Raw genomic sequence first — 22554 nt, forward strand, 5'->3', positions numbered from 1 at the left:
TTGGCTGGAATCTGGGCGCCGGGGTCACCGGTCGTTCAGTCGGCCCAGTTCGTTGTCGATAAAGTCGAGAATCTGGTCGGCACTGGCCGATTCGAACGGGTCGGCGGGACCGGAGCCGTTGCTTTCCGCCTCGTTCTTGGTCACCTTCGCCAGCAGTTGCCGGAGCCGGAGGGCTACACCGGTCCGGGTGATCTCGTCGACGCCGCCGTCCGACAGTTCGGACAGTCCGGCGTCCAGCCGGTCGAGGTCCGCCATCAGCGACGGTGTCGGGTCGGGGGTGTCCGCGGGCACGAGTTCGCTCTCCAGATATCCGGCCAGCGCCGCCGGGACCGGATAGTCGAAGATCAGGGTGGGGGCCAGCCGCAGCCCGGTGCGCAGGCTCAGCCCGTTGCGCAGTTCGACCGCGGTCAGCGAGTCGAAGCCCAGGTCGCTGAAGCGATGGGCCGGGTCGATCTTGTCCGCGGACGCATATCCCAGGACGAGGGCCGCCTGTTCCTGTACGAGCCGGACCAACTGCTCGCGGCGTTCCCCGGCGCGCAGGCCGAGCAGCCGGTCGCGCAGCGACTCGGAGGTCTCCGCGACGGTGGAGTGGGCCATCGGCCGGGCGCCCGTGCCGATCAGGCCGCGGAACACCGGCGGCGGGGTGCCCAGGGCGCGCAGCGCGGCCAGATTGAACGGTGCGGGGACGACGACCGGGTCGTGCAGCGCGGTGGCCGCGTCGAAGAGGGCCATGCCCTGCTCAGCGCTGATGGGCGGCAGCCCGGCGGCGCTCATCCGCTCCACATCGGCCTCACTCAGACCACGGGTCATCCCGCTCTCCTGCGCCCACGGCCCCCACACCAACGACTGCCCCACACGCCCCTCGGCCCGCCGGCACACCATCAACGCGTCCAAGAACGCGTTCCCCGCCGCATAATTCGCCTGACCCGGAGCGCCCATCGAACCCGCCACCGACGAGAACACCACGAACTCCGCCAAGTCCAGGTCCCGCGTCAGCTCGTGCAGATGCCACGCCGCGTCCACCTTCGGCCGCAACACCGTGCTCAACCGCTCGGGCGTCAGCGACCCCACCACGCCGTCGTCCAGCACACCCGCCGTATGCACCACCGCCGTGAGCGGATGCTCCGCCGGAATCGACGCCAGCACACCCGCCACCGCATCACGGTCCGCCACATCGCAGGCCACGACCGACACCTCGGCACCCAGCGCCGACAGCTCCGCCCGCAACTCCTCCGCGCCCGGAGCAGCCGTACCCCGACGGCTCGTCAGCACCAGGTGCCGCACCCCGCGATCCTCCACCAGATGCCGCGCCAGCACACCGCCCAGACCACCAGTACCCCCGGTGATCAGCACCGTGCCCTCGGAGTCCCACTCACGCGGCATGGTCAGCACGATCTTGCCCGTGTGCCTGGCCTGGCTCATGAACCGGAACGCGTCCCGCGCCCGCCGCACATCCCACGCCGCCACCGGCAACGGCCGCAACACACCCGCCTCGAACAACCCCAACAGCTCGACCAGCATCCCCTGGACCCGGTCCGGCTCCACATCCGCCAGATCGAAGGGGACGTAGCGACCGTCCACCGCCTCCGCTTCGCGGATATCGGTCTTGCCCATCTCGAGGAACCGCCCGCCGGGGCGCAGCAGCCGCGCGGAGGCGTCGATGAACTCGCCCGCGAGCGAGTTGAGCACCACATCCACACCGCGCCCGCCACTCACCTCCCGGAAGCGCTCCTCGAACTCGGTCGTCCGGGAAGAGGCGATGTGATCGTCCGGGATGCCCAGCGAGCGCAGCGCGTCCCACTTGCCCTCACTCGCCGTCGCGAACACCTCAGCACCCAGATGCCGGGCCAGCTGAATCGCGGCCATACCCACCCCACCGGCACCCGCGTGCACCAGCACCGACTCACCCGCCGCGAGCCCCGCCAGATCCACCAGGCCGTAGTACGCGGTCAGGAACACCAGCGGCACCGCCGCCGCGTCCTCGAACGACCACGCGTCGGGGACCGTCACCACGGCACGCTGGTCCACGGTCACGAGGGGGCCGAAGGAACCGGGCACCAGGGCCATCACCCGGTCGCCGGCACACAACCCGGTCACCTCGGGGCCGGTCTCCACGACCACACCGGCCGCCTCACCACCCAGCGGCCCGGCCTCTCCCGGGTACATGCCCAACGCGCTCAGCACATCACGGAAGTTCAGCCCGGCAGCCCGGACCGACAACCGGATCTCACCGGCCGCCAGCGGCCTGCCGGCCTCCGGCGCCGCCTGAAGAGCGAGGTTCTCCAGCCTCCCCCGCTCCCCGCTCTCCAGCCGCCACGCCCCACCGGCCGGAGGCACCAGACCTGCCCCCGTGGACACCCTGGCCAGCCGACCCGTGCGCACCACGCCGTCGCGCACCACGACCTGGGGCTCGCCCGAGGCGAGCGCCGCGGGCAGCGCCGACATGGAGGTCTCGTGCTGGTCCACATCCACGAGCAGGAACCGCCCCGGGTGCTCGGCCTGTGCCGACCGCACCAGCCCCCACACCGCGGCCCCGCCCAGATCCGTCACCGTCGCACCGTCGTCGGCCGCCACAGCACCCCGCGTGACGAAGAGCAGACGCGCGTCGGCGAACCGCTCCTCGGCCAGCCACTCCTGGACCAGGGCCAGGACCCGCGCGGTCTCCTCGTGCACCGAGCGCACGACATCGCCGGAGTCGGCCGATCCGATGGCGACCGTCACCACATCCGGCACCGTCGTCAGCGACGCCAGGCCCGGGGCGCCGGCGGGCAGCTCCACGGTGGTGGGTTCAGCGCCGTCCGCCGTGATGGCCCCGGCGGGCACCCAGTCGAGCCGGAACAGCATGTCCTCTTCGGCGCGCCGTCCGCCCTCGGGCTGCGCGGCGGACATCTGGCGCAGGGCGAGCGTCGTGGCGGACATCACCGCCGCACCCGTCGGGTCGAAGGCCGTCAGCGACACGGACTCCGCGCCGACCCTGGTCAGCCGCACACGCAGCAGGGAGGCTCCCGCGGCGTGCAGGGTCACCCCGTTCCAGGAGAAGGGCAGCCGTCCTCGCTCCGCTTCCCCGAGGTCCACGAACGCCACCGCGTGCAGGGCCGCGTCCAGCAGGGCCGGATGCACCCCGAACGAGGTGGCGTCGTCCACCTGCTCGGGGAGGGCGACCTCCGCGAAGACCTCGCCGTCGCGCCGCCAGACCGCTCGCAGCCCCTGGAACACCGGCCCGTAGCCGAAGCCTCCGTCGGCCACGTGCTCGTAGAAGCCGTCCACCGGGACCGGGGTGGCGCCCTCGGGCGGCCATGCCCGCATCTCGCCCCCGGGGTTCGGCTGCCCGGGCGCCAGGACTCCCGTGGCGTGGTGGGTCCAGGGCCGGTCCACGGCGTCGGCCGGCCGGGAGTAGAGGTTCACGGTGCGGCGGCCCGACTCGTCCGGTCCGCCGACCCACAGCTGGATGACCGCCGTCTGACGGTCGGGTATGACCAGCGGCGAGGCCAGGGTGAGCTCCTCGACCAGGCCGCAGCCGACCTCGTCGCCGGCGCGGAACGCCAGCTCCAGGAAGCCGGTGCCGGGGAAGAACACCGATCCGTCGATGACGTGATCGGCCAGCCACGGATGGGTCGCCGCCGAAAGGCGCCCGGTGAACAGCACGCCTTCGGCGTCGGCCCGTTCCACCGCCGCGCCCAGCAAGGGGTGTCCCGGGGCTCCGAGTCCGGCGGCGGTCACGTCTCCCGTCCGGGCGGCGGGCGCCGGCCAGTACAGCTCTCGCTGGAAGGCGTAGGTGGGCAGATCCACCCGCCGGGCTCCGGTGCCCGCGAAGAACGCCTCCCAGTCGACGTCGACCCCCTGGGCGTACAGGCGGGCCAGGGCGGTGGCCGCCGCCCGCTCCTCCTCCACGCCCTTCCGCAGCGCCGAGACGACCACCGTGGTGGCGGGTGACTGCTCGGACAGGCTCTCCTGAGCCATCGCCGACAGCACACCGTCCGGCCCCAGCTCCAGATACGCGCTCACTCCGCACCCGTCCAGCCAGCGCACCCCGTCGGCGAACCGCACCGGCTCCCGCACATGCCGCACCCAGTACTCCGGCTCACACACCACTTCCTCCGCCAACTCGGGCTCACCGGTCAGGTTCGACACCAGCGGCACCGTCGGAGCCTGGAACGACAGGCCCCGGACCACCCGTCCGAACTCCGCCAACATCCCGTCCATCAAGGGCGAGTGAAACGCATGCGAGACCCGCAAACGCCTAGTCTTACGGCCTTCCTCCGCAAACCGGGCGGCCACATCCAGCACGGCCGCCTCATCACCGGAGACCACCACCGATCGCGGCCCGTTGACCGCCGCGATCGACACGCCCTCAGTCAGCTGCGGGGTCACCTCGTCCTCAGTGGCCTGGAGGGACACCATCGCGCCGCCCCGCGGCAGCTCCGCCATCAGCCGGGCCCGCGCCGCCACCAGCGTGCACGCGTCCGCCAGCGAGAACACCCCGGCCACATGCGCCGCGGCGATCTCCCCGACCGAATGCCCCGCCACATAGTCCGGCCGCACACCCCACGACTCCACCAGCCGGAACAGCGCCACCTCCAGCGCGAACAACGCCGGCTGCGTCCACCCCGTCTCATCCAGCGACTCCGCCTCGGCCGAGCCCGCCTCGGCGAACATCACCTCGCGCAGCGGCCGTTCGAGGTGGCCGTCCAAGTGCGCGAACACCTCGTCCAGCGCCTCGGCGAACACCGGGAACGCCTCGTACAACTCCCGGCCCATCCCCGCCCGCTGACTGCCCTGCCCCGAGAACAGGAACGCCACCACCCGGTCCTCCCGGGCCACCCCACGCACCACATTCACATCCGGCTCGCCACACGCCACAGCCCGCAGGCCTTCCACCGCCCCCTCCCGGGCGCCCGCCAGCACCACACCGCGGCGCTCGAACCCCGACCGCGAGGTCGCCAGCGAGAACCCCAGATCCGCCAGGCCCGGACCGGAATCGGCCTCGACCCGGGAGACCAGCCGGGACGCCTGCGCCCGCAGCGCCTCGTCCGACTTCCCCGACACCACCACCGGCACCACACCCGGCACCCGCACCGGGGCGGGAGACTCCGCCTGACCGTCCCCGGCCTCCTCCCGCGGAGCCTGTTCCAGGATGGTGTGCGCGTTGGTGCCGCTGATCCCGAAGGAGGACACCGCGGCGCGGCGCGGCCGGCCGTTCGCCGTCCACTCGCGGACCTCGGTCAGCAGGCGGACCTCACCGGACGACCAGTCCACGTGCGACGAGGGCTCGTCGACGTGCAGGGTGGGCGGCAGCGTGCCGTGCCGCATGGCCATCACCATCTTGATCACACCGGCCACGCCCGCCGCCGCCTGCGTGTGTCCGATGTTCGACTTCACCGATCCCAGCCACAGCGGGTGATCGGCGTCCCGGTCCCGGCCGTACGTCGCCAGCAGCGCTTCGGCTTCGATGGGATCGCCCAGCGTGGTGCCGGTACCGTGCCCTTCCACGACATCGACGTCGGTGGGCGAGAGACCGGCATCGGCCAGAGCCTGCTTGATCACCCGCTGTTGGGACGGGCCGTTCGGCGCCGTGAGCCCGTTCGAGGCGCCGTCCTGGTTCACCGCCGAGCCCCGCAACACGGCCAGCACCTCGTGGCCGTTGCGCCGCGCGTCCGACAGCCGCTCCAGCACCAGCATGCCGACGCCCTCGGACCAGCCCACGCCATCGGCGCGATCGGAGAACGACTTGCATCGCCCGTCGGCCGCCAGGCCCCCCTGCGCGCTGAAGTCCACAAAGGGCCCCGGGGTGGCCATGACCGTCACTCCGCCGGCCAGCGCCAGGGCGCACTCACCGGCGCGCAGCGCCTGGGCCGCCCAGTGCATGGCCACCAGCGACGAGGAGCAGGCTGTGTCGACCGTCACCGCCGGGCCCTCCAGGCCGAGGGCGTAGGCGACCCGGCCCGACATCACGCTGCCCGCCGTGCCGGTCCCGATGAAGCTCATCGCCTCCTCCGGGAACTCCGCGCCGGTGCCGTAGTCGTGGTACATCACCCCGGCGAAGACACCGGTCCGGCTGCCGCGCAGCGTCAGCGGGTCGACGCCGGCCCGCTCGATCGCCTCCCACGAGGTCTCCAGCAGCAGCCGCTGCTGCGGATCCATCGCCAGCGCCTCGCGCGGCGAGATCCCGAAGAAGGCCGGGTCGAACTCCCCGGCTTCGTGGAGGAACCCGCCCTCACGCACATAGCTGGTGTTCCCGCGCGTGTCCCGGTCCGGGTTGTACAGCGCGTCCAGATCCCATCCCCGGGAGGTCGGGAATCCGGAGACACCGTCCCGCTCTCCGCTCACGAGCTGCCACAGGCTCTCCGGGGAGTCCACGCCGCCGGGGTAGCGGCAGGCCATGGACACGATCGCGATCGGGTCGTCATCGACGGGCGTGTGGCGTGGCTCCGGCGCGAGCGGGCCGCTGTCGGTGCCGACGAGTTCGGCCACCAGGTGCTCGGCCAGCGCCATCGGCGTGGGGTAGTCGAACACGAGGGTGGACGGCAGGCGCAGGCCGGTGGTGTGGGCCAGCTGGTTGCGCAGTTCCACCGCGGTCAGCGAGTCGAAGCCCAGTTCACGGAACTCGCGCCGGACTTCCACCGCGGTCGGCGACGCGTGCCCGAGGACCGCGGCCACCTCCGTGCTCACCAGGTCCACCACGGCACGGACCCGGTCCGCCGGGCGCAGCTCCGTCAGCCGCCGGGTGAGCGTGGTCACCGCGGCCGGGTCGCTTCCTGCGGCGCGGCGGCGCGGCATCCGATCGGCGACCGCGCGCACCAGCCACGGCACCTCACGCCGGGCCCGCAGCGCGGCCACATCGACTCGGGCGGGCACCAGCAGCGCATGGTCCAGCGTGCGCGCGGTGTCGAACAGCGCCAGGCCCTGCTCGGCGGTCAGCGGCAGCATTCCGCCGCGGGCCATCCGTTTGACGTCCGCTTCGCCGAGCCCGCCGGTCATTCCCGCGCTCTGTTCCCAGGGGCCCCACGCCAGGGACGTCGCGGCGAGGCCGTGCGCTCGCCGGTAGTGGGCCAGGCCGTCCAGGAAGCTGTTCGCGGCGGCGTAGTTGGCCTGCCCGGCGCCCCCGACAAGGCCGGTGACCGACGAGAACAGCACGAACGCCGCGAGGTTCAGGTCCCGGGTGAGGTCGTGCAGATGCCAGGCCCCGTCCACCTTGGGCCGGAAGACGGTGTCCAGCCGGTCCGGTGTCAGTGATCCGATCACACCGTCGTCCAGGACACCCGCGGTGTGGATGACCGCGGTCAGCGGCTGTCCCTCGGGGATGTCCGCGAGCAGTCCCGCCACGGCGGCCCGGTTCGCCACGTCGCATGCGACGACCCTGACCTCGGCGCCGTGCGCGGTCAGTTCGGCGACCGTCTCGACGACTCCGTCGCTCTCGCCACCGCGCCTGCTCGCCAGCAGCACATTCCGCACCCCGTGCTCGGCCACCAGGTGCCGTGCGAACAGACGGCCCAGACCGCCCGTGCCACCGGTGATCAGGACCGTGCCGGCCGGATCCCACGGGCGCGGCTCGGGCGCCCCGGGGGCCGGGCGGCCCAGCCGTCCGACCCGGACGGCGCCGTCGCGGATGACCGCCTGTGGCTCGCCCGAAGCGAGCGCGGCGGGGATCGCCGCGGCGGCGTTGTCGTTCTCGTCGAGGTCGATCAGCACGAACTGGTCGGGGTGCTCCGCCTGCGCGGACCGCACCAGCCCCCACACGGCGGCGGCGGCCGGGTCGAGGACGCCGTCCCCGTCGTCCGCCGCGACCGCGCCCCTGGTCACGAACGCCAGTCGGGACCGGGCCGACCGGTTGTCGGCCGACCAGTCCTGAACCAGCAGCAGCGCCCGGGAGGTGAGTGTCCGCGCCGAGGCGGCCACCGTGTCCGTGCTCTCCTCGCCGCCGGGGGCGTCGCCGCGGATCGGGACCACGATGACGGCCGGGGCGGAGTCGTCGTCGCCCAGCACCTCGTCCAGGGATCCCGCGTCCCGGTGGTCGGTGACCGGGGTCTGCGGTGTCGTGAGGGCCGCTTCCAGGGCGAACTCGTCCGTTCCGAGCACGGCCCACCGCAGGTTCTCGGTGCCGGGTACGGACCCGGCGGCCGGCAGGGGGACCCATTCCAGCTGGAACAGCGACTCGTGGCGCCGTACGGAAGCGGCGGCCATGTGTTCGGTGGACACCGGCCGCAGGACGAGCGCGTCGACCGACACCACCGGGTCCCCGGCGGTGTCGAGCGCCATCAGGGACACCGCTTCCGGACCGGCCTTGGTCAGCCGTACCCGCAGCGTGGACGCGCCACCGGCGTGCAGGGAGACCCCGCTCCAGGAGAACGGCAACCGGCCGGCCGCGCTCGCGTCCAGGTCCACGAACAGCGCCGCGTGCAGCGCGGCGTCCAGCAGCGCGGGGTGCACCCCGAAGGACTCGGCGTCGCCGACCTGCTCGTCCAGTGCGACCTCGGCGAAGATCTCGTCTCCGCGCCGCCACACCGCGCGCAGCCCCTGGAAGGTCGGCCCGTAGGCGAACCCGCCTTCCGCGAACCGCTCGTAGAACCCCTCCAGCCCGACCTCGGCCGCACCCTCGGGCGGCCACACCGCGCCATCGGGCTCCGCCCGGTGCTCGCCCGCCGCGAGCACGCCCGTGGCGTGCCGTACCCATGGCCCCTCCGCGGCGTCGGCCGGGCGGGAGTACACGTTCAGGCTGCGGCGTCCCGAACCGTCCGGCTCGCCCGCCCACAGCTGCACCGTCACCGCGTCCCGCTCGGGCACCACCAAGGGCGTCGCGAGGGTGAGTTCCTCCACCGAACCGCAGCCGACCTGGTCACCGGCGCGGATCGCCAGCTCCAGGAAGCCGGTGCCGGGGAACAGCACCACACCGCCGGCCGCGTGATCGGCCAGCCACGGGTGCGTGGCCACCGACAGCCGGCCGGTGAACAGCATGCCGCCGCCATCGGCCAGCTCCACCGCCGCGCCCAGCAGGGGATGGCGCGCGGGCGCCAGTCCCAGCCCCGAGGCGTCCGTGGTACGGAGCGATGTCGCCGGCCAGTAGCGCCGGCGCTGAAAGGCGTAGGTGGGCAGCTCCACCCGTCGGGCGCCCGTTCCGGCGAACAGCGCCTGCCAGTCGACCCGTACGCCGGTGACATACAGCCGGGCCAGCGCGGTGAGCAGCGCCCTCTCCTCGTCCTGGTCCCTGCGCAGGGCCGCGGTCACGACGGTGTCGGGGGACGGCTCGGGCAGGGTGTCCTGGGCCATGCCGGAGAGCACACCGTCGGGGCCGACCTCCAGGAACGCGGTCACCCCGGCCTGGTTCATCGCGGCCACCCCGTCGGCGAACCGCACCGTCTCCCGCACATGCCGCACCCAGTACTCCGGCGAGCACACCAGCTCCGCCGACGCCACCTCACCCGTCACGTTGGACACCAGCGGGATCCGCGGAGCCTCGGGGGACAGCCCCTCCACCACCCGCCGGAACCCGTCCAGCATCGGCTCCATCAGCGGTGAGTGAAAAGCGTGCGACACTCGCAGCCGCCTGGTCCTGCGCCCTTCCGCCGCAAAGTGGGCCGCGACCGCCGACACCGCCGTCTCGTCACCGGCGATCACCACCGAGCGCGGTCCGTTGACCGCGGCGATCGACACCCGGTCCGTCAGCCGGGGAACCACCTCGTCCTCGGTGGCCTGCAACGACATCATCGCCCCACCCGACGGCAACCCCTGCATCAGCCCCGCCCGCGCCGCCACCAGCGCGCAGGCGTCCGCCGTCGAGAACACGCCCGCCACATGCGCCGCCGCGATCTCCCCGACCGAATGCCCCGCCACATAGTCGGGCCGCAGTCCCCAGGACTCCACCAGCCGGAACAGCGCCACCTCGACCGCGAACAGCGCGGGCTGAGTCCACCCCGTCCCGTCCAGCAGTGCCGCCTCGGCCGACCCCGGCTCCGCGAACAGCACCTCGCGCAAGGGCCGGTCCAGGTGCGGGTCCAGATGCGCGCACACCCCGTCCAGCGCGTCGGCGAACACCGGGAACCGCCCGTACAGCTCGCGCCCCATCCCGGCCCGCTGGCTGCCCTGTCCGGAGAACAGGAACGCCACCATGGGTTCGGGGTGGGCAGTGCCCTCGGCGACCTCCGTCGCGCCCTCCCCGTCGGCCAGCAGCACCGCGCGGTGCTCGAACACCGACCGGCTCGTGGCCAGCGAGAAGCCCACGTCCAGCGGCGCCGGACCGGGGTTCGCGGCCACGAACGACATGAGCTGGTCGATCTGGGCGCGCAGCGCGGGCTCGCTCTTGCCCGACACCGGCCACGGCACCGGGCCCGGCGCCGCGGGAGAGACCTCGGGCGCCTCGGGTGCCACGGGAGCCGGGCCCTGCTCGAGAATGATGTGGGCGTTGGTGCCGCTGATCCCGAACGACGAGACGCCGGCGCGCCGCGGCCGGCCGGTCTCCGGCCACGCGACGGGCTCGCTCAGCAGCTCGACCGCGCCGGCCGCCCAGTCCACATGCGACGACGGGGCGTCCACATGCAGCGTCGAGGGCAGCACACCGTGCCGCATCGCCATGACCATCTTGATCACGCCGGCCACCCCCGCGGCCGCCTGGGTGTGCCCGATGTTCGACTTCACCGACCCGAGCCACAGCGGCCGTTCCGGGGCGCGGCCTCGGCCATACGTGGCCAGCAGCGCCTGCGCCTCGATCGGATCACCGAGCCGGGTCCCCGTACCGTGCGCCTCCACCGCGTCCACGTCCGGCGTGGACAGCCCCGCACTCGCCAGGGCCTGCCGGATCACCCGCTGCTGCGACGGACCGTTCGGCGCCGTCAGGCCGTTGGACGCGCCGTCCTGGTTGATCGCCGAGCCGCGCACCACCGCCAGCACCTGGTGGCCGTTGCGCCTGGCGTCCGACAGCCGCTCCACCACGAGCATGCCGACACCCTCGGACCAGCCCGTACCGTCCGCCGCGTCGGCGAACGCCTTGCACCGGCCGTCCGGTGCCAGCCCGCCCTGGCGGCTGAACCCGGCGAATCCCACCGAGGTGGACATCACCGTCACCCCGCCCGCCAGCGCCAGCGTGCACTCCCCCGACCGCAGCGCCTGGGCCGCCAGGTGCAACGCCACCAGCGAGGAGGAACACGCGGTGTCCACCGTCATCGCCAGACCTTCCAGGGCCAGCGTGTACGACAGACGCCCGGACGCCACGCTCGCGGCGAGCCCGGTGCCGGCGTGCCCGGCCAACTCCTCCCCGGCGTTCATGACCAGAGTCGAATAGTCCTGGCCGTTGGTGCCGACGAACACGCCGGTCCGGCTGGACCGGAGCGACGCGGGGTCGATCCCGGTGCGCTCGAACGCCTCCCACGAGGCCTCCAGCAGCAGCCGCTGCTGCGGATCCATCGCCAGCGCCTCACGCGGCGAGATCCCGAAGAAGCCCGCGTCGAACTCCGCCGCGTCATAGACGAACCCGCCCTCGCGGACGGCTCCGCCACCCTTCCCGTCGGGATCGTCGGAGAGCATGCCGAGGTCCCAGCCGCGGTCGGTGGGAAACGGGGAGATCGCGTCACGGCCCTCGGCGACCAGGTCCCACAGCTGCTCGGGAGAGCGCACACCGCCGGGGAAGCGGCAGCTCATCCCGACGATGACGATCGGGTCGTCCGTGAGCGGAGCGGCCGGCGAGGTGGGGAGAGCGGTCTCGGCCGGCGTACCCGTGAGCTCGGTCAGCAGCAGCTGTGCCAGCGCCGCGGGCGTCGGGTGGTCGAACACCAGCGTGGACGGCAGGCTCAGTCCGGTGGTCGCGGCGAGCTGGTTGCGCAACTCGATCGAGGTCAGCGAGTCGAAGCCCAGGTCCTTGAACGCCCGGTCGGCGCCGATGGCCGCAGTCCGGGAGTGCCGCAGCACCCGGGCGACCTCCGCGCGCACCAGGTCGACCAGGAACCGCGACCGCTCGTCCTCCGGCAGCCCGGCCAGCCGCTCGGCGAGGCCCGTCCGGGACCGCTCCGCGCCACCGCCCGCGGCCGCACGGCGGCCGGGCCGCAGCAGTCCGCGCAGGATGGCGGGTACCCCGCCGGGCAGCCGCAGCGCACCGTTTCCGACTCCGAGCGGCAGGACCAGTGCCTCGTCGCAGGCGGTGGCGGCGTCGAACAGTGCCAGCCCGCGCTCGACCGACAGCGGTGGCATACCCGTCTCCCTGAGCCGGCGCAGCTCGTCCTCGCCCAGGGTGCTGGTCATGCCCGTGCCCTGTTCCCAGGCTCCCCAGGCGAGGGAGACCGCGGGCAGGCCGTGGGCGCGCCGGTGCTGCGCCAGGGCGTCCAGGAAGACGTTGCCCGCCGCGTAGTTGGCCTGGCCCGCGGTGCCCATCACACCGGACACCGAGGAGTAGCAGACGAACGCGGCCAGGTCGAGGTCGCGCGTGAGTTCGTGCAGATGCCATGCGGCGTCGACCTTCGGGCGCAGCACCGTGTCCAGCCGCTCGGGGGTCAGCGATCCGACGACTCCGTCGTCCAGTACGCCCGCGGTGTGCACCACCGCGGTGAGCGGGTGCGCGGCCGGGACGGCGGCGAGCAGTTCGGCCGTGGCGGCTCGTTCGGACAGGTCGCAGGCGGCCACGGTGACCTCGGCGCCGTGTGCGGCCAGCTCGTCCCGCAGCTCGGCGGCGCCGGGCGCGGCGAGGCCGCGCCGACTGGCCAGCAGCAGGTGCCGGGCGCCTCGCCGGGTGACCAGATGCCGGGCCAGCTCGGCACCGAGCCCACCGGTGCCGCCGGTGATCAGTACGGTGCCCTCGGCGTCCCAGCGGCGGGGCGTGGTCAGTACGGCCTTGCCGATGTGCCGGCCCTCGCTCAGATACCGGAACGCCTCGCGGGCCCGGCGCACGTCCCAGGTGCGCACCGGAAGCGGCCGCAGGGATCCGTCGCCGAACAGCCGGACCAGCTCGACCAGTGTCCGCTGGATGTGCTCGGGGTCCGCCGACCCCAGGTCGAACGGCTGGTAGCGCACCTCCGGCAGCGCCTGTGGGTCGCGGAGGTCGGCCCGGCCCAGCTCCAGGAACCGGCCGCCCGGTGCCAGCAGGCGCAGTGAGGCGTCGGCGAACTCCCCCGACAGGGAGTTGAGTACGACATCGACCCCGCCACCACCCGTGGCATCGGCGAACCTCGGCGCGAACTCCGTGGTGCGCGAGGAAGCGAGGTGATCCTCCGCCACGCCCAGCGACCGCAGGGTGTCCCACTTGCTCTCGCTCGCGGTGGCGAACACGTCCGCGCCCAGGTGCCGGGCCAGTTGGATCGCCGCCATGCCGACGCCGCCCGCACCCGCGTGGATCAGCACCTTCTCCCCGGCGCGCAGACCGGCGAGGTCCACCAGGGCGTGGTACGCGGTCAGGAACGCCAGCGGCACCGAGGCGGCGGTCTGCCACGTCCAGCCGTCGGGTACGCGGGTGAGGAGCCGTTCGTCCGCCACCCCCACGGGGCCGAGTCCGCCGGAGAGCAGGCCCATCACGGGGTCTCCCGGCCGGAGCCCGGTCACCTCGGGGCCGATCGCCTCGACCACACCGGCGGCCTCGGACCCGAACGGCCCGGCTTCCCCGGGATGCGTGCCGAGCGCGTCGCGGACATCACGGAAGCTCACCCCGGCGGCGCGTATCGCCACCCGCACCTCGCGGCCCGTCAGTGGCTCGAGCGCCGTGGGGCACGCGGCGAGCGTCAGCCCGTCCAGGCCGCCCTTCGCGCGGGTGTCCAGCCGCCACGGGGTACCGGTCGGCGGCACCAGGCGGTCGGCGGAGGCCAGCCGCGCCAGCCGCGCCACCCGTACCGCACCGGCGCGGACCACGGCCTGCGGCTCGTCGGCGTCCAGCAGGGCGGGGAGCGCGGGCAGCGCCGCGGCGGACCGGGCCGGGTCGTCCAGGTCCACCAGCAGGAACCGGCCGGGATGTTCCGCCTGCGCGGACCGCACCAGGCCCCATACCGCCGCCGCGGCCAGGTCGGTGACCTCCTGGTCGTCCTCGTCGGCGACCGCTCCCCGGGTGAGGAACAGCAGGCGTGATCCGGCGAGCCGGTCCTCGGCGAGCCAGTCCTGCACCAGCCGCAGGGCGCGGTGGGTCAGTTCGCGCACGGCCGCGGGGCCGCCGTCCGGGCCGCCCGCGATCTCGACGGCCACCACCCGTGGCCGCGTGGTGTCCTCGGGGCCGGTCAGTACGCTCAGTTCGGTCAGTTCGGCGAGCGAGGACACCGTACGGACCGTGGTCCGGCCGTCGGACTCCAGTGCCGCGGCCAGGTCCCACTCGTCGGGTCCCAGCAGTGCCCACGGGGCGCTCCGCGCCGCCGTGTCCAGCACCTGGGGGACCCACGCGACCCGGAAGAGCGAGTCCTCCGCCTCGCGGCTTCCCGCACCCTCCGCGGGCTGGGCCGAGGCCGGGCGCAGCGTCAGCGAGGACACCGAGATCACCGGATCGCCCTGCACGTCGACCGCGGTGAGCGCGACCGTGTCCTGGCCGCTCCCGGTGATTCTGACGCGCAGCGTCGCGGCCCCCGAGGCGTGCAGCGACACCCCGCTCCAGGCGTACGGCAGCAGGTCCCGGTCGCCGTCGCCGCCGATGAACCGGGTCGCGTGCAGTGCCGCGTCGAGCAGCGCCGGGTGCACACCGAAGGTTTCCGCGTCCCGTACGTCCTCGGGCAGGGCGACTTCGGCGAAGACCTCCGCGTCGCGCCGCCACACCGCCCGCAGTCCGCGGAAGACCGGTCCGTAGGCGGGCCCCGCCTCTTCAGGGGCGTCGTACAGGCCGTCCAGGTCCATCGCGGTCGCGCCGTGCGGCGGCCAGGCCGTCGTGTCGAAGTCGGCGTCCTCGGTGAGGACTGCCTCGGCGAGGACTCCCTCGGCGTGCGGGGTCCACTCCTGCCCGGGGCCGTCGGCGGGGCGCGAGTGGAACCGCAGTCGCCGGTGTCCGAGGTCGTCCCGGCTCCCCACCCACAGCTGCACCCGCACCGCGCCCCGCTCGGGCAGCACCAGGGGGCTGGTCAGGGTCAGCTCCTCGACCCGATCGCACCCGGCCTGGTCCGCGGCGCGGATCACCAGTTCCAGGAAGCCGGTGCCGGGGAAGGACACCTGCCCGCCCACCAGGTGGTCGGCCAGCCAGGGGTGGGTGGTCAGGGACAGCGTGCCGGTCAGTACGAGTTCGTCGGAGCCCGCCACCGTCATGGCCGCGCCCAGCAGCGGGTGTTCGGTCGGCTCCAGTCCGGCGCCGGTGAGGTCGGCGGCGCGCGCCGAGGGCGAGGGCCAGAACCTCTCGTGCTGGAACGCGTACGTGGGGAGGGGCACACGACGGGCGCCGGCTCCGGCTCCGGTCCCGGCTCCGGCGAAGAAGGCCGGCCAGTCGACGCGGACGCCCGTCACATGCAGCCGCGCAAGCGCCGTCACCACCGCGAACCGCTCGTCCCGTGCCCTGCCCAGCGCCGGCACCACGGTGGTGCCGTCCGGCACCGACTCGTGGGCCATGGCCGACAGCACACCGTCCGGGCCCAGTTCGACCAGGGCGGTGACCCCCGCCCGGGCCAGCGTGCCGACGCCGTCGGCGAACCGCACGGTCTCCCGGACGTGGCGCACCCAGTACTCGGGAGCGGTCAGCTCCCCGGCCTCGGCGAGGCCGCCGGTCAGATTGGACACCACGGGGATGGCCGGGTCCTGGAACGACAGGCCCGCCACGACCCGGTGGAAGTCCGTGAGCACCGGGTCCATCAGCGGGGAGTGGAAGGCGTGGCTGACCGCGAGCCGCTTGGTCTTGCGGCCTTCCCTCCCGAACCGGCCCGCCAGCTCCAGCACCGCGACCTCGTCGCCCGAGACCACCACCGAGCGCGGCCCGTTCACGGCCGCGATCGACACCCGCTCCCCGAGATACGGCGTCACCTCGTCCTCGGCGGCCTGCAATGACACCATCGCGCCGCCCGACGGCAACTCGCCCATCAGCCGGGCCCGCGCCGCCACCAGCGTGCACGCGTCCGCCAGCGAGAACACCCCGGCCACATGCGCCGCCGCGATCTCCCCGACCGAATGCCCCGCCACGTAATCCGGCCGCACACCCCACGACTCCACCAGCCGGAACAACGCCACCTCCAGCGCGAACAGCGCGGGCTGCGTCCACCCCGTCCCATCCAGCGACTCCGCCCCGGCCGAACCGGCCTCGGCGAACATCACCTCGCGCAATGGCCGTTCGAGGTGCAGATCGAGATGCGCGAACACCTCGTCCAGCGCCTCGGCGAACACCGGGAACGCCTCGTACAGCTCCCGGCCCATCCCCGCCCGCTGACTGCCCTGCCCCGAGAACAGCACCCCGAGCCCGCCGCCCGGCCCGGCGACACCGCTCGCGACGAGCTCCGCCTCGCCCCGGCCGTCGGCCAGCAGCACCGCGCGGTGCTCGAACGCCGAACGGCCCGTCGCCAGGGAGTGGCCCACATCCACCGGCGCCAGGTCCGGGTGTTCCTGGGCCCACTCCCGCAGGCGGTCCAGCTGGTCGGACAGCGCCTCCTCGGTCTTGGCCGAGACCGGCCACGGCACCACGCCGGGGGGTGTGGGCGAGGTGTCGGGGAGCTCGGCGTCCGGGCCCTGTTCGAGGATGACGTGGGCATTGGTGCCGCTGATCCCGAACGACGAGACACCCGCCCGGCGCGGCCGGTCCGCCCGCGACCACTCGACCGGCTCGGTCAGCAGCTCCACCGCGCCGGCGGACCAGTCCACGTGCGAGGAGGGCCGGTCGATGTGCAGCGTGCGCGGCAGCACTCCGTGCCGCATGGCCATCACCGTCTTGATCACCCCGGCCACGCCCGCCGCCGCCTGGGTGTGGCCGAGGTTGGACTTCACCGACCCGAGCCACAGCGGCCGTTCGCGGTCCCGGCCGTAGGTGGCGAGCAGGGCCTGGGCCTCGATCGGGTCGCCCAGCGTCGTACCGGTGCCGTGCGCCTCCACCGCGTCCACGTCCGAGGGGGACAGACCGGCGTCGGCGAGGGCCTGCCGGATCACGCGCTGCTGCGACGGGCCGTTCGGCGCCGTGAGGCCGTTCGACGCGCCGTCCTGGTTCACCGCCGAGCCCCGCACCACCGCCAGCACCTCGTGGCCGTTGCGCCGGGCGTCCGACAGCCGCTCCACCACCAGCAGGGCCACGCCCTCGGACCAGCCCGTGCCGTCGGCCGCGTCGGCGAACGCCTTGCACCGGCCGTCCGGGGCCAGCCCGTTCTGCCCGCTGAAGCCCACGAACCCGCCCGGGGTGGACATCACCGTCACACCGCCCGCCAGGGCGAGGGAACACTCTCCGGAGCGCAGGGCCCCGGCCGCCAGGTGCAGCGCCACCAGGGAGGCCGAGCAGGCGGTGTCGACCGTCAGCGCGGGGCCTTCGAGGCCGAGGGTGTAGGAGAGGCGGCCGGAGGCCACACTGGCGGCGATGCCGGTGCCGGTGTGACCGGAGGTGTCGGAGTTCGAGGCCCGCACCAGATCCGAGTAGTCCTGGCCGTTGGTTCCCACGAACACCCCGGTCCGGCTGGACCGGACCGACGCCGGGTCGATCCCGGCGCGCTCGAACGCCTCCCACGCGGTCTCCAGCAGCAGCCGCTGCTGGGGGTCCATCGCCATCGCCTCGCGCGGCGAGATCCCGAAGAAGTCGGCGTCGAACCCGGCCGCGTCACGCAGGAAACCTCCCCTGCCGGTGTCGCTGCTTCCGGGGCCGTCGCCGGTGAGGGCTGCGAGGTCCCAGCCGCGGTCGGCGGGGAAGTCCGAGATGGCGTCCCGGCCCGCGGCCACCAGCCGCCACAGATCCTCCGGGGAGGATATGCCGCCCGGGAAGCGGCAGCTCATCCCGACGATCGCGATCGGGTCGTCGGCCGTGCCGACGGCGACCGGCGCGGGGGCCGACACCTCGTCGTGCCGCCCCGCCACCTCGGCCAGCAGGAACTCCGCGAGCACCGTGGGGGTGGGGTGGTCGAACACCAGCGTGGCGGGCAGGCTCAGCCCCGTCGTGGCGGCGAGCTGGTTGCGCAGCTCGACGGCGGTCAGCGAGTCGAAGCCCAGGTCCTTGAATGCCCGGTCGGCCTCGATCGCGTCCGCTCCGGAGTACCGCAGCACCGCGGCCACTTCGGTACGGACCAGGTCCAGCACGACGGCGGGGCGCTCCGGCTCCGGCAGGCCCGCCAGCCGTTCGAGGAGCGCGGGGGCCGATCGCGCGGCCTGCGGGCGGCGGATGGCTCCGGTGTCGGCGAGTTCGCGGTAGCCCGGCAGGTCGGACAGGACGGGGCTCGGCCGGACGCCGCCGAACACCCGGAGGAACTCGGGCCGCCGGATGTCGGCGACGACGAGCAGCGGGTCGCGGTCGGCGACGGCGCCGCGCAGCGCGGAGATCGCCTGACCGGGCTCCAGCGCGAACGTGCCGGTGCGCCGGGAGAGCGCCTCGTCGCGGCCGTCGCCCGCCATGCCGCCGCCGGCCCAGGCGCCCCAGGCGATGGACGTCGCGGCGAGGCCCCGGGCCCTGCGGCGCTCGGCTATCGCGTCCAGCACGGCGTTGGCGGCCGCGTAGTTGGCCTGGCCCGGGTTGCCCAGCGCGCCCGCCGCCGACGAGAACAGCACGAACGCCGAGAGATCCAGCTCGCGGGTCAGCTCGTCCAGGACCAGCGCGGACGCCACCTTGGAGCGGAACACCGCTTCGAAGCGCTCGGGTGACAGCCCTTCCAGCACTCCGTCGTCCAGCACCCCCGCCGCGTGCACCACACCCGTCAACGGGCAGTCGGCCGGGATGGCGGCGAGCATGGCGGCCACCTGCTCCCGGTCGGCCACGTCACACGCCACGATGGACACCCGGGCGCCCGATTCGGCCAGCTCGTCGCGGAGTTCGGCGGCCCCCGGCGCCTGGTCGCCGCTGCGGCTGGCCAGCACCACATGGGCGGCCCCGCCGCGCATGAGCCACCGGGCGACATGGCCGCCCAGGGCACCCGTGCCGCCCGTGATCACCACCGTGCCCGACGGCCGCCACTCCGCGCCCGGCTCGGCCGGGGCCGCGACCAGCCGCCGGCCGTACGCCCCGGACGCGCGCACCGCGACCTGGTCCTCCCCGCCGAGACCGGCCAGCACCGCGGTGAACCGGGCCGCGGCCCGCCCGTCCACCACCTCGGGCAGATCCACCAACCCGCCCCACCGGCCGGGAAACTCCAGCGCCGCCACCCGTCCCAGGCCCCACACCGCGGCCTGTGCCACGGCGCGCACCGACTCCGAGCGGCCGACGGCCACCGCTCCCCGGGTCACGGCCCACACCGGCGCGTCGACGCCCGCGTCGCCCAGCGCCTGGAGCAGCGCGGTGGTCAGCAGCACACCTGCGGGTACGGCCGGGCATCGCGCCTCCGCGGACTCCTCAAGCGCCAGCAACGACACCACGCCCGCGACGGGCCCCGTCGCCACGGCCTCCCGCAGCCGCCCGGCCAGCGCGGCCCGGTCGGTGTCACCGACCTCCAGCGGCACCGTCGCCGCGCCCAGCGCGGCGACCACCGAGGACACCCACGGGTCCGCCGCCCGGCCCCGCGGAACCATCACGAGCCAGGTGCCCGGGGGTGGTCCGTGGTCCGCGCCGGTCAGCGGCTTCCAGGTGACGCGGTGCCGCAGGCCGTCCACGGCCGTCCGCTCGCGCCGTTGCCGCCGCCACGAGGACAGCGCCGGGACCACGGGCTCCAGCACCGCGCCCTCGATGTCCAGGCTCGACGCCAGGGAGCCGAGGTCCTCCCGCTCCACCGCGGCCCAGAACTCGGCGTCCACCGGGTCCGCCGCAGCGGCCGGCTCCGCCGTGGCGGCCTCGGGCCAGAATCGCTCGCGCTGGAAGGCGTACGTGGGCAGATCGACGGGTCGGGCCCCGGTGCCCGCGAAAAACGCGGCCCAGTCCCAGCCCACCCCGGCGAGGTGCGACCGGGTCAGCGCCTCGATGAGCGCGGCCTCCTCGCCGCGGTCGCCGCGCAGGACCGGGACCGCGACGGCGGCCCGCGGCGCCGACTCCAGGGCCAGGGCGGTCAGCGCGCCGTCGGGGCCGACTTCCAGGAAGGAGGTCACTCCCGCGGCGCTCATCGCGGCGACGCCGTCGGCGAACCGCACCGCCTCGCGCACATGCCGCACCCAGTACTCGGGGGAACACACCAGGTCGGCCGTGGCCGCTTCGCCGGTCACCAGGGAGACGAGCGGGATCAGCGGGGCCTGGTACGACAGAGAGCGCACCACCTCGCCGAACTCCGCCAGCATCGGGTCCATCAGCGGCGAGTGGAAGGCGTGCGACACCCGCAGCCGCCTGGTCTTGCGCCCGTCCCGCTCGAAGCGGGCCGCCACCTCCAGCACGGCCGTCTCGTCGCCCGCGACGACCACCGCGCCGGGCCCGTTGACCGCCGCGATCGACACCTCATCGCCCAGGTGCGGCGTCACCTCCGCCACGGTGGCCCGCAGTGAGACCATCGCCCCGCCCGGCGGCAGCTCGCCCATCAGCCGGGCCCGCGCCGCCACCAGCGTGCACGCGTCCGCCAGCGAGAACACCCCGGCCACATGCGCCGCGGCGATCTCCCCGACCGAGTGCCCGGCCAGTTGGTCGGGCCGCAGCCCCCACGACTCCAGCAGCCGGAACAGCGCCACCTCGACCGCGAACAGCGCCGGCTGAGCCCACTCCGTCCGTTCGAGCAACCCGGCCTCGGCGGAGCCCTTCTCAGCGAACATCACGTCGCGCAGAGGCCGTTCGAGGTGTCCGTCCAGATGCGCACACACCTCGTCCAGAGCCTCGGTGAACGCCGGGAACCGCCCGTACAGCTCGCGGCCCATCCCGGCCCGCTGGCTGCCCTGCCCCGAGAACAGCACCGCCAGTCCGCCGTCCGCCCGCACCGAGCCGCGCAGAGCCGTCGCCGGGCGCTCATCCGCGAGCCAGGCGGACAGCGCGGCGCGCAGCCCCGGGGCGTCGTGCGCCAGCACCGCCAGCCGGTGCTCGAAGCCCGGCCGGGTGGTCGCCAGGGACATCGCCACGTCCAGCGTCTTCGCCGCCGGGGCGCGTTCGAGATGGGACAGCAGCCGGGCGGCCTGAGCCCGCAGGGCGGGCTCGGTCCTGCCGGACAGCAGCCACGGCACCACGGCTGGCGGCGCGCCCGGGGCAGCCGCGTCCCCGCCTTCCGCGTCCTCTCTTTCTGTGTCCTCCGGCGGCGCCTGCTCCAGGATGGTGTGCGCGTTGGTTCCGCTGACGCCGAACGAGGAGACCCCGGCGCGACGCGGGCGGTCGCCGTCCGGCCAGGTCACGGCCTCGGTCAGCAGCTCCACCGCCCCCGTCGACCAGTTGACGTGCGAGGACGGCGCGTCCACGTGGAGGGACGAGGGGAGCAGACCGTGGCGCATCGCCATGACCATTTTGATCACCCCGGCCACGCCCGCTGCCGCCTGGGTGTGGCCGATGTTCGACTTCACCGACCCCAGCCACAGGGGCCGTTCGCGGCCCTGCCCGTAGGTGGCGAGCAGCGCCTGGGCCTCGATCGGGTCGCCCAGCGTCGTACCGGTGCCGTGCGCCTCGACCGCGTCCACGTCCGCCGCGGACAGCCCCGCGCTCTCCAGCGCCTGACGGATCACCCGCTGCTGCGACGGGCCGTTCGGCGCGGTGAAGCCGTTGGACGCGCCGTCCTGGTTGACGGCCGAACCGCGGACGAGGGCGAGCACCCGGTGTCCGTTGCGGCGCGCGTCCGTCAGCCGCTCCACGACCAGCACGCCGACGCCCTCGGCCCACCCGGTGCCGTCGGCCGCCTCGGCGAACGCCTTGCAGCGGCCGTCCGGGGCGAGCCCGCCCTGGCGGCTGAACTCGATGAAGGCCCCCGGTGTCGACATCGCCGTGACACCGCCGACCAGCGCCAGCGAACACTCTCCGGTGCGCAGCGCCTGGGCGGCGAAGTGCAGTGCCACCAGCGACGAGGAGCAGGCGGTGTCCACGGTGACGGCGGGGCCTTCGAGGCCCAGGGTGTAGGAGAGCCGTCCGGAGGCGGCGCCGGCGCCCATGCCGGTGCCGACGTTTCCCTCCAGATCGCTCAGGGAGTTCACGGTCAGATACGAGTAGTCCTGGCCGCTCATGCCGACGAAGACCCCGGTGCGGGAGCCCCTCAGCCGGGTCGGGTCGATCCCGGCCCGCTCCACCGCCTCCCAGGAGGTCTCCAGCAGCAGCCGCTGCTGCGGGTCCATGGACAGCGCTTCGCGCGGCGAGATCCCGAAGAAGCCGGGGTCGAAGTCAGCGATGCCGTCGAGGAATCCGCCTTCCCGGGTGACGCTGGAGCCCGGACGGCCGTCATCCGCGGCCAGGGCGTCCAGGTCCCAGCCGCGGTCGGCGGGAAACCCGGAGACCGCGTCGCGGCCGTCGGCGACAAGTTCCCACAGATCTTCCGGTGAGCGCACCCCGCCCGGGAACCGGCAGCTCATCGCCACGATCGCGATCGGCTCCGTCGCGGCGGCGACCAGAGTCTGGTTCTGCCGACGCAGCCGTTCCGTCTCCTTCATGGAGGCCCGGAGCGCTTCGACGACCTTCTCGCTGGGCGTAGCCATGGC

General features: G+C 74.1%; 1 protein-coding gene. It reads right to left on the reverse strand.

Annotation, left to right across the window (positions count from 1 at the left end; translation table 11 throughout):
- Window positions 1–24: 24 nt before the first annotated feature.
- Complete coding sequence (locus ABTY62_RS33995; RefSeq protein WP_352133260.1) at window positions 25–22551, reverse strand: type I polyketide synthase; 22527 nt, start codon at window positions 22549–22551, stop codon at window positions 25–27.
- Window positions 22552–22554 lie beyond the last annotated feature (3 nt).

Origin of the sequence: Streptomyces sp. NPDC097640 (genome assembly GCF_040302705.1) — a bacterium.
GTDB lineage: Bacteria > Actinomycetota > Actinomycetes > Streptomycetales > Streptomycetaceae > Streptomyces.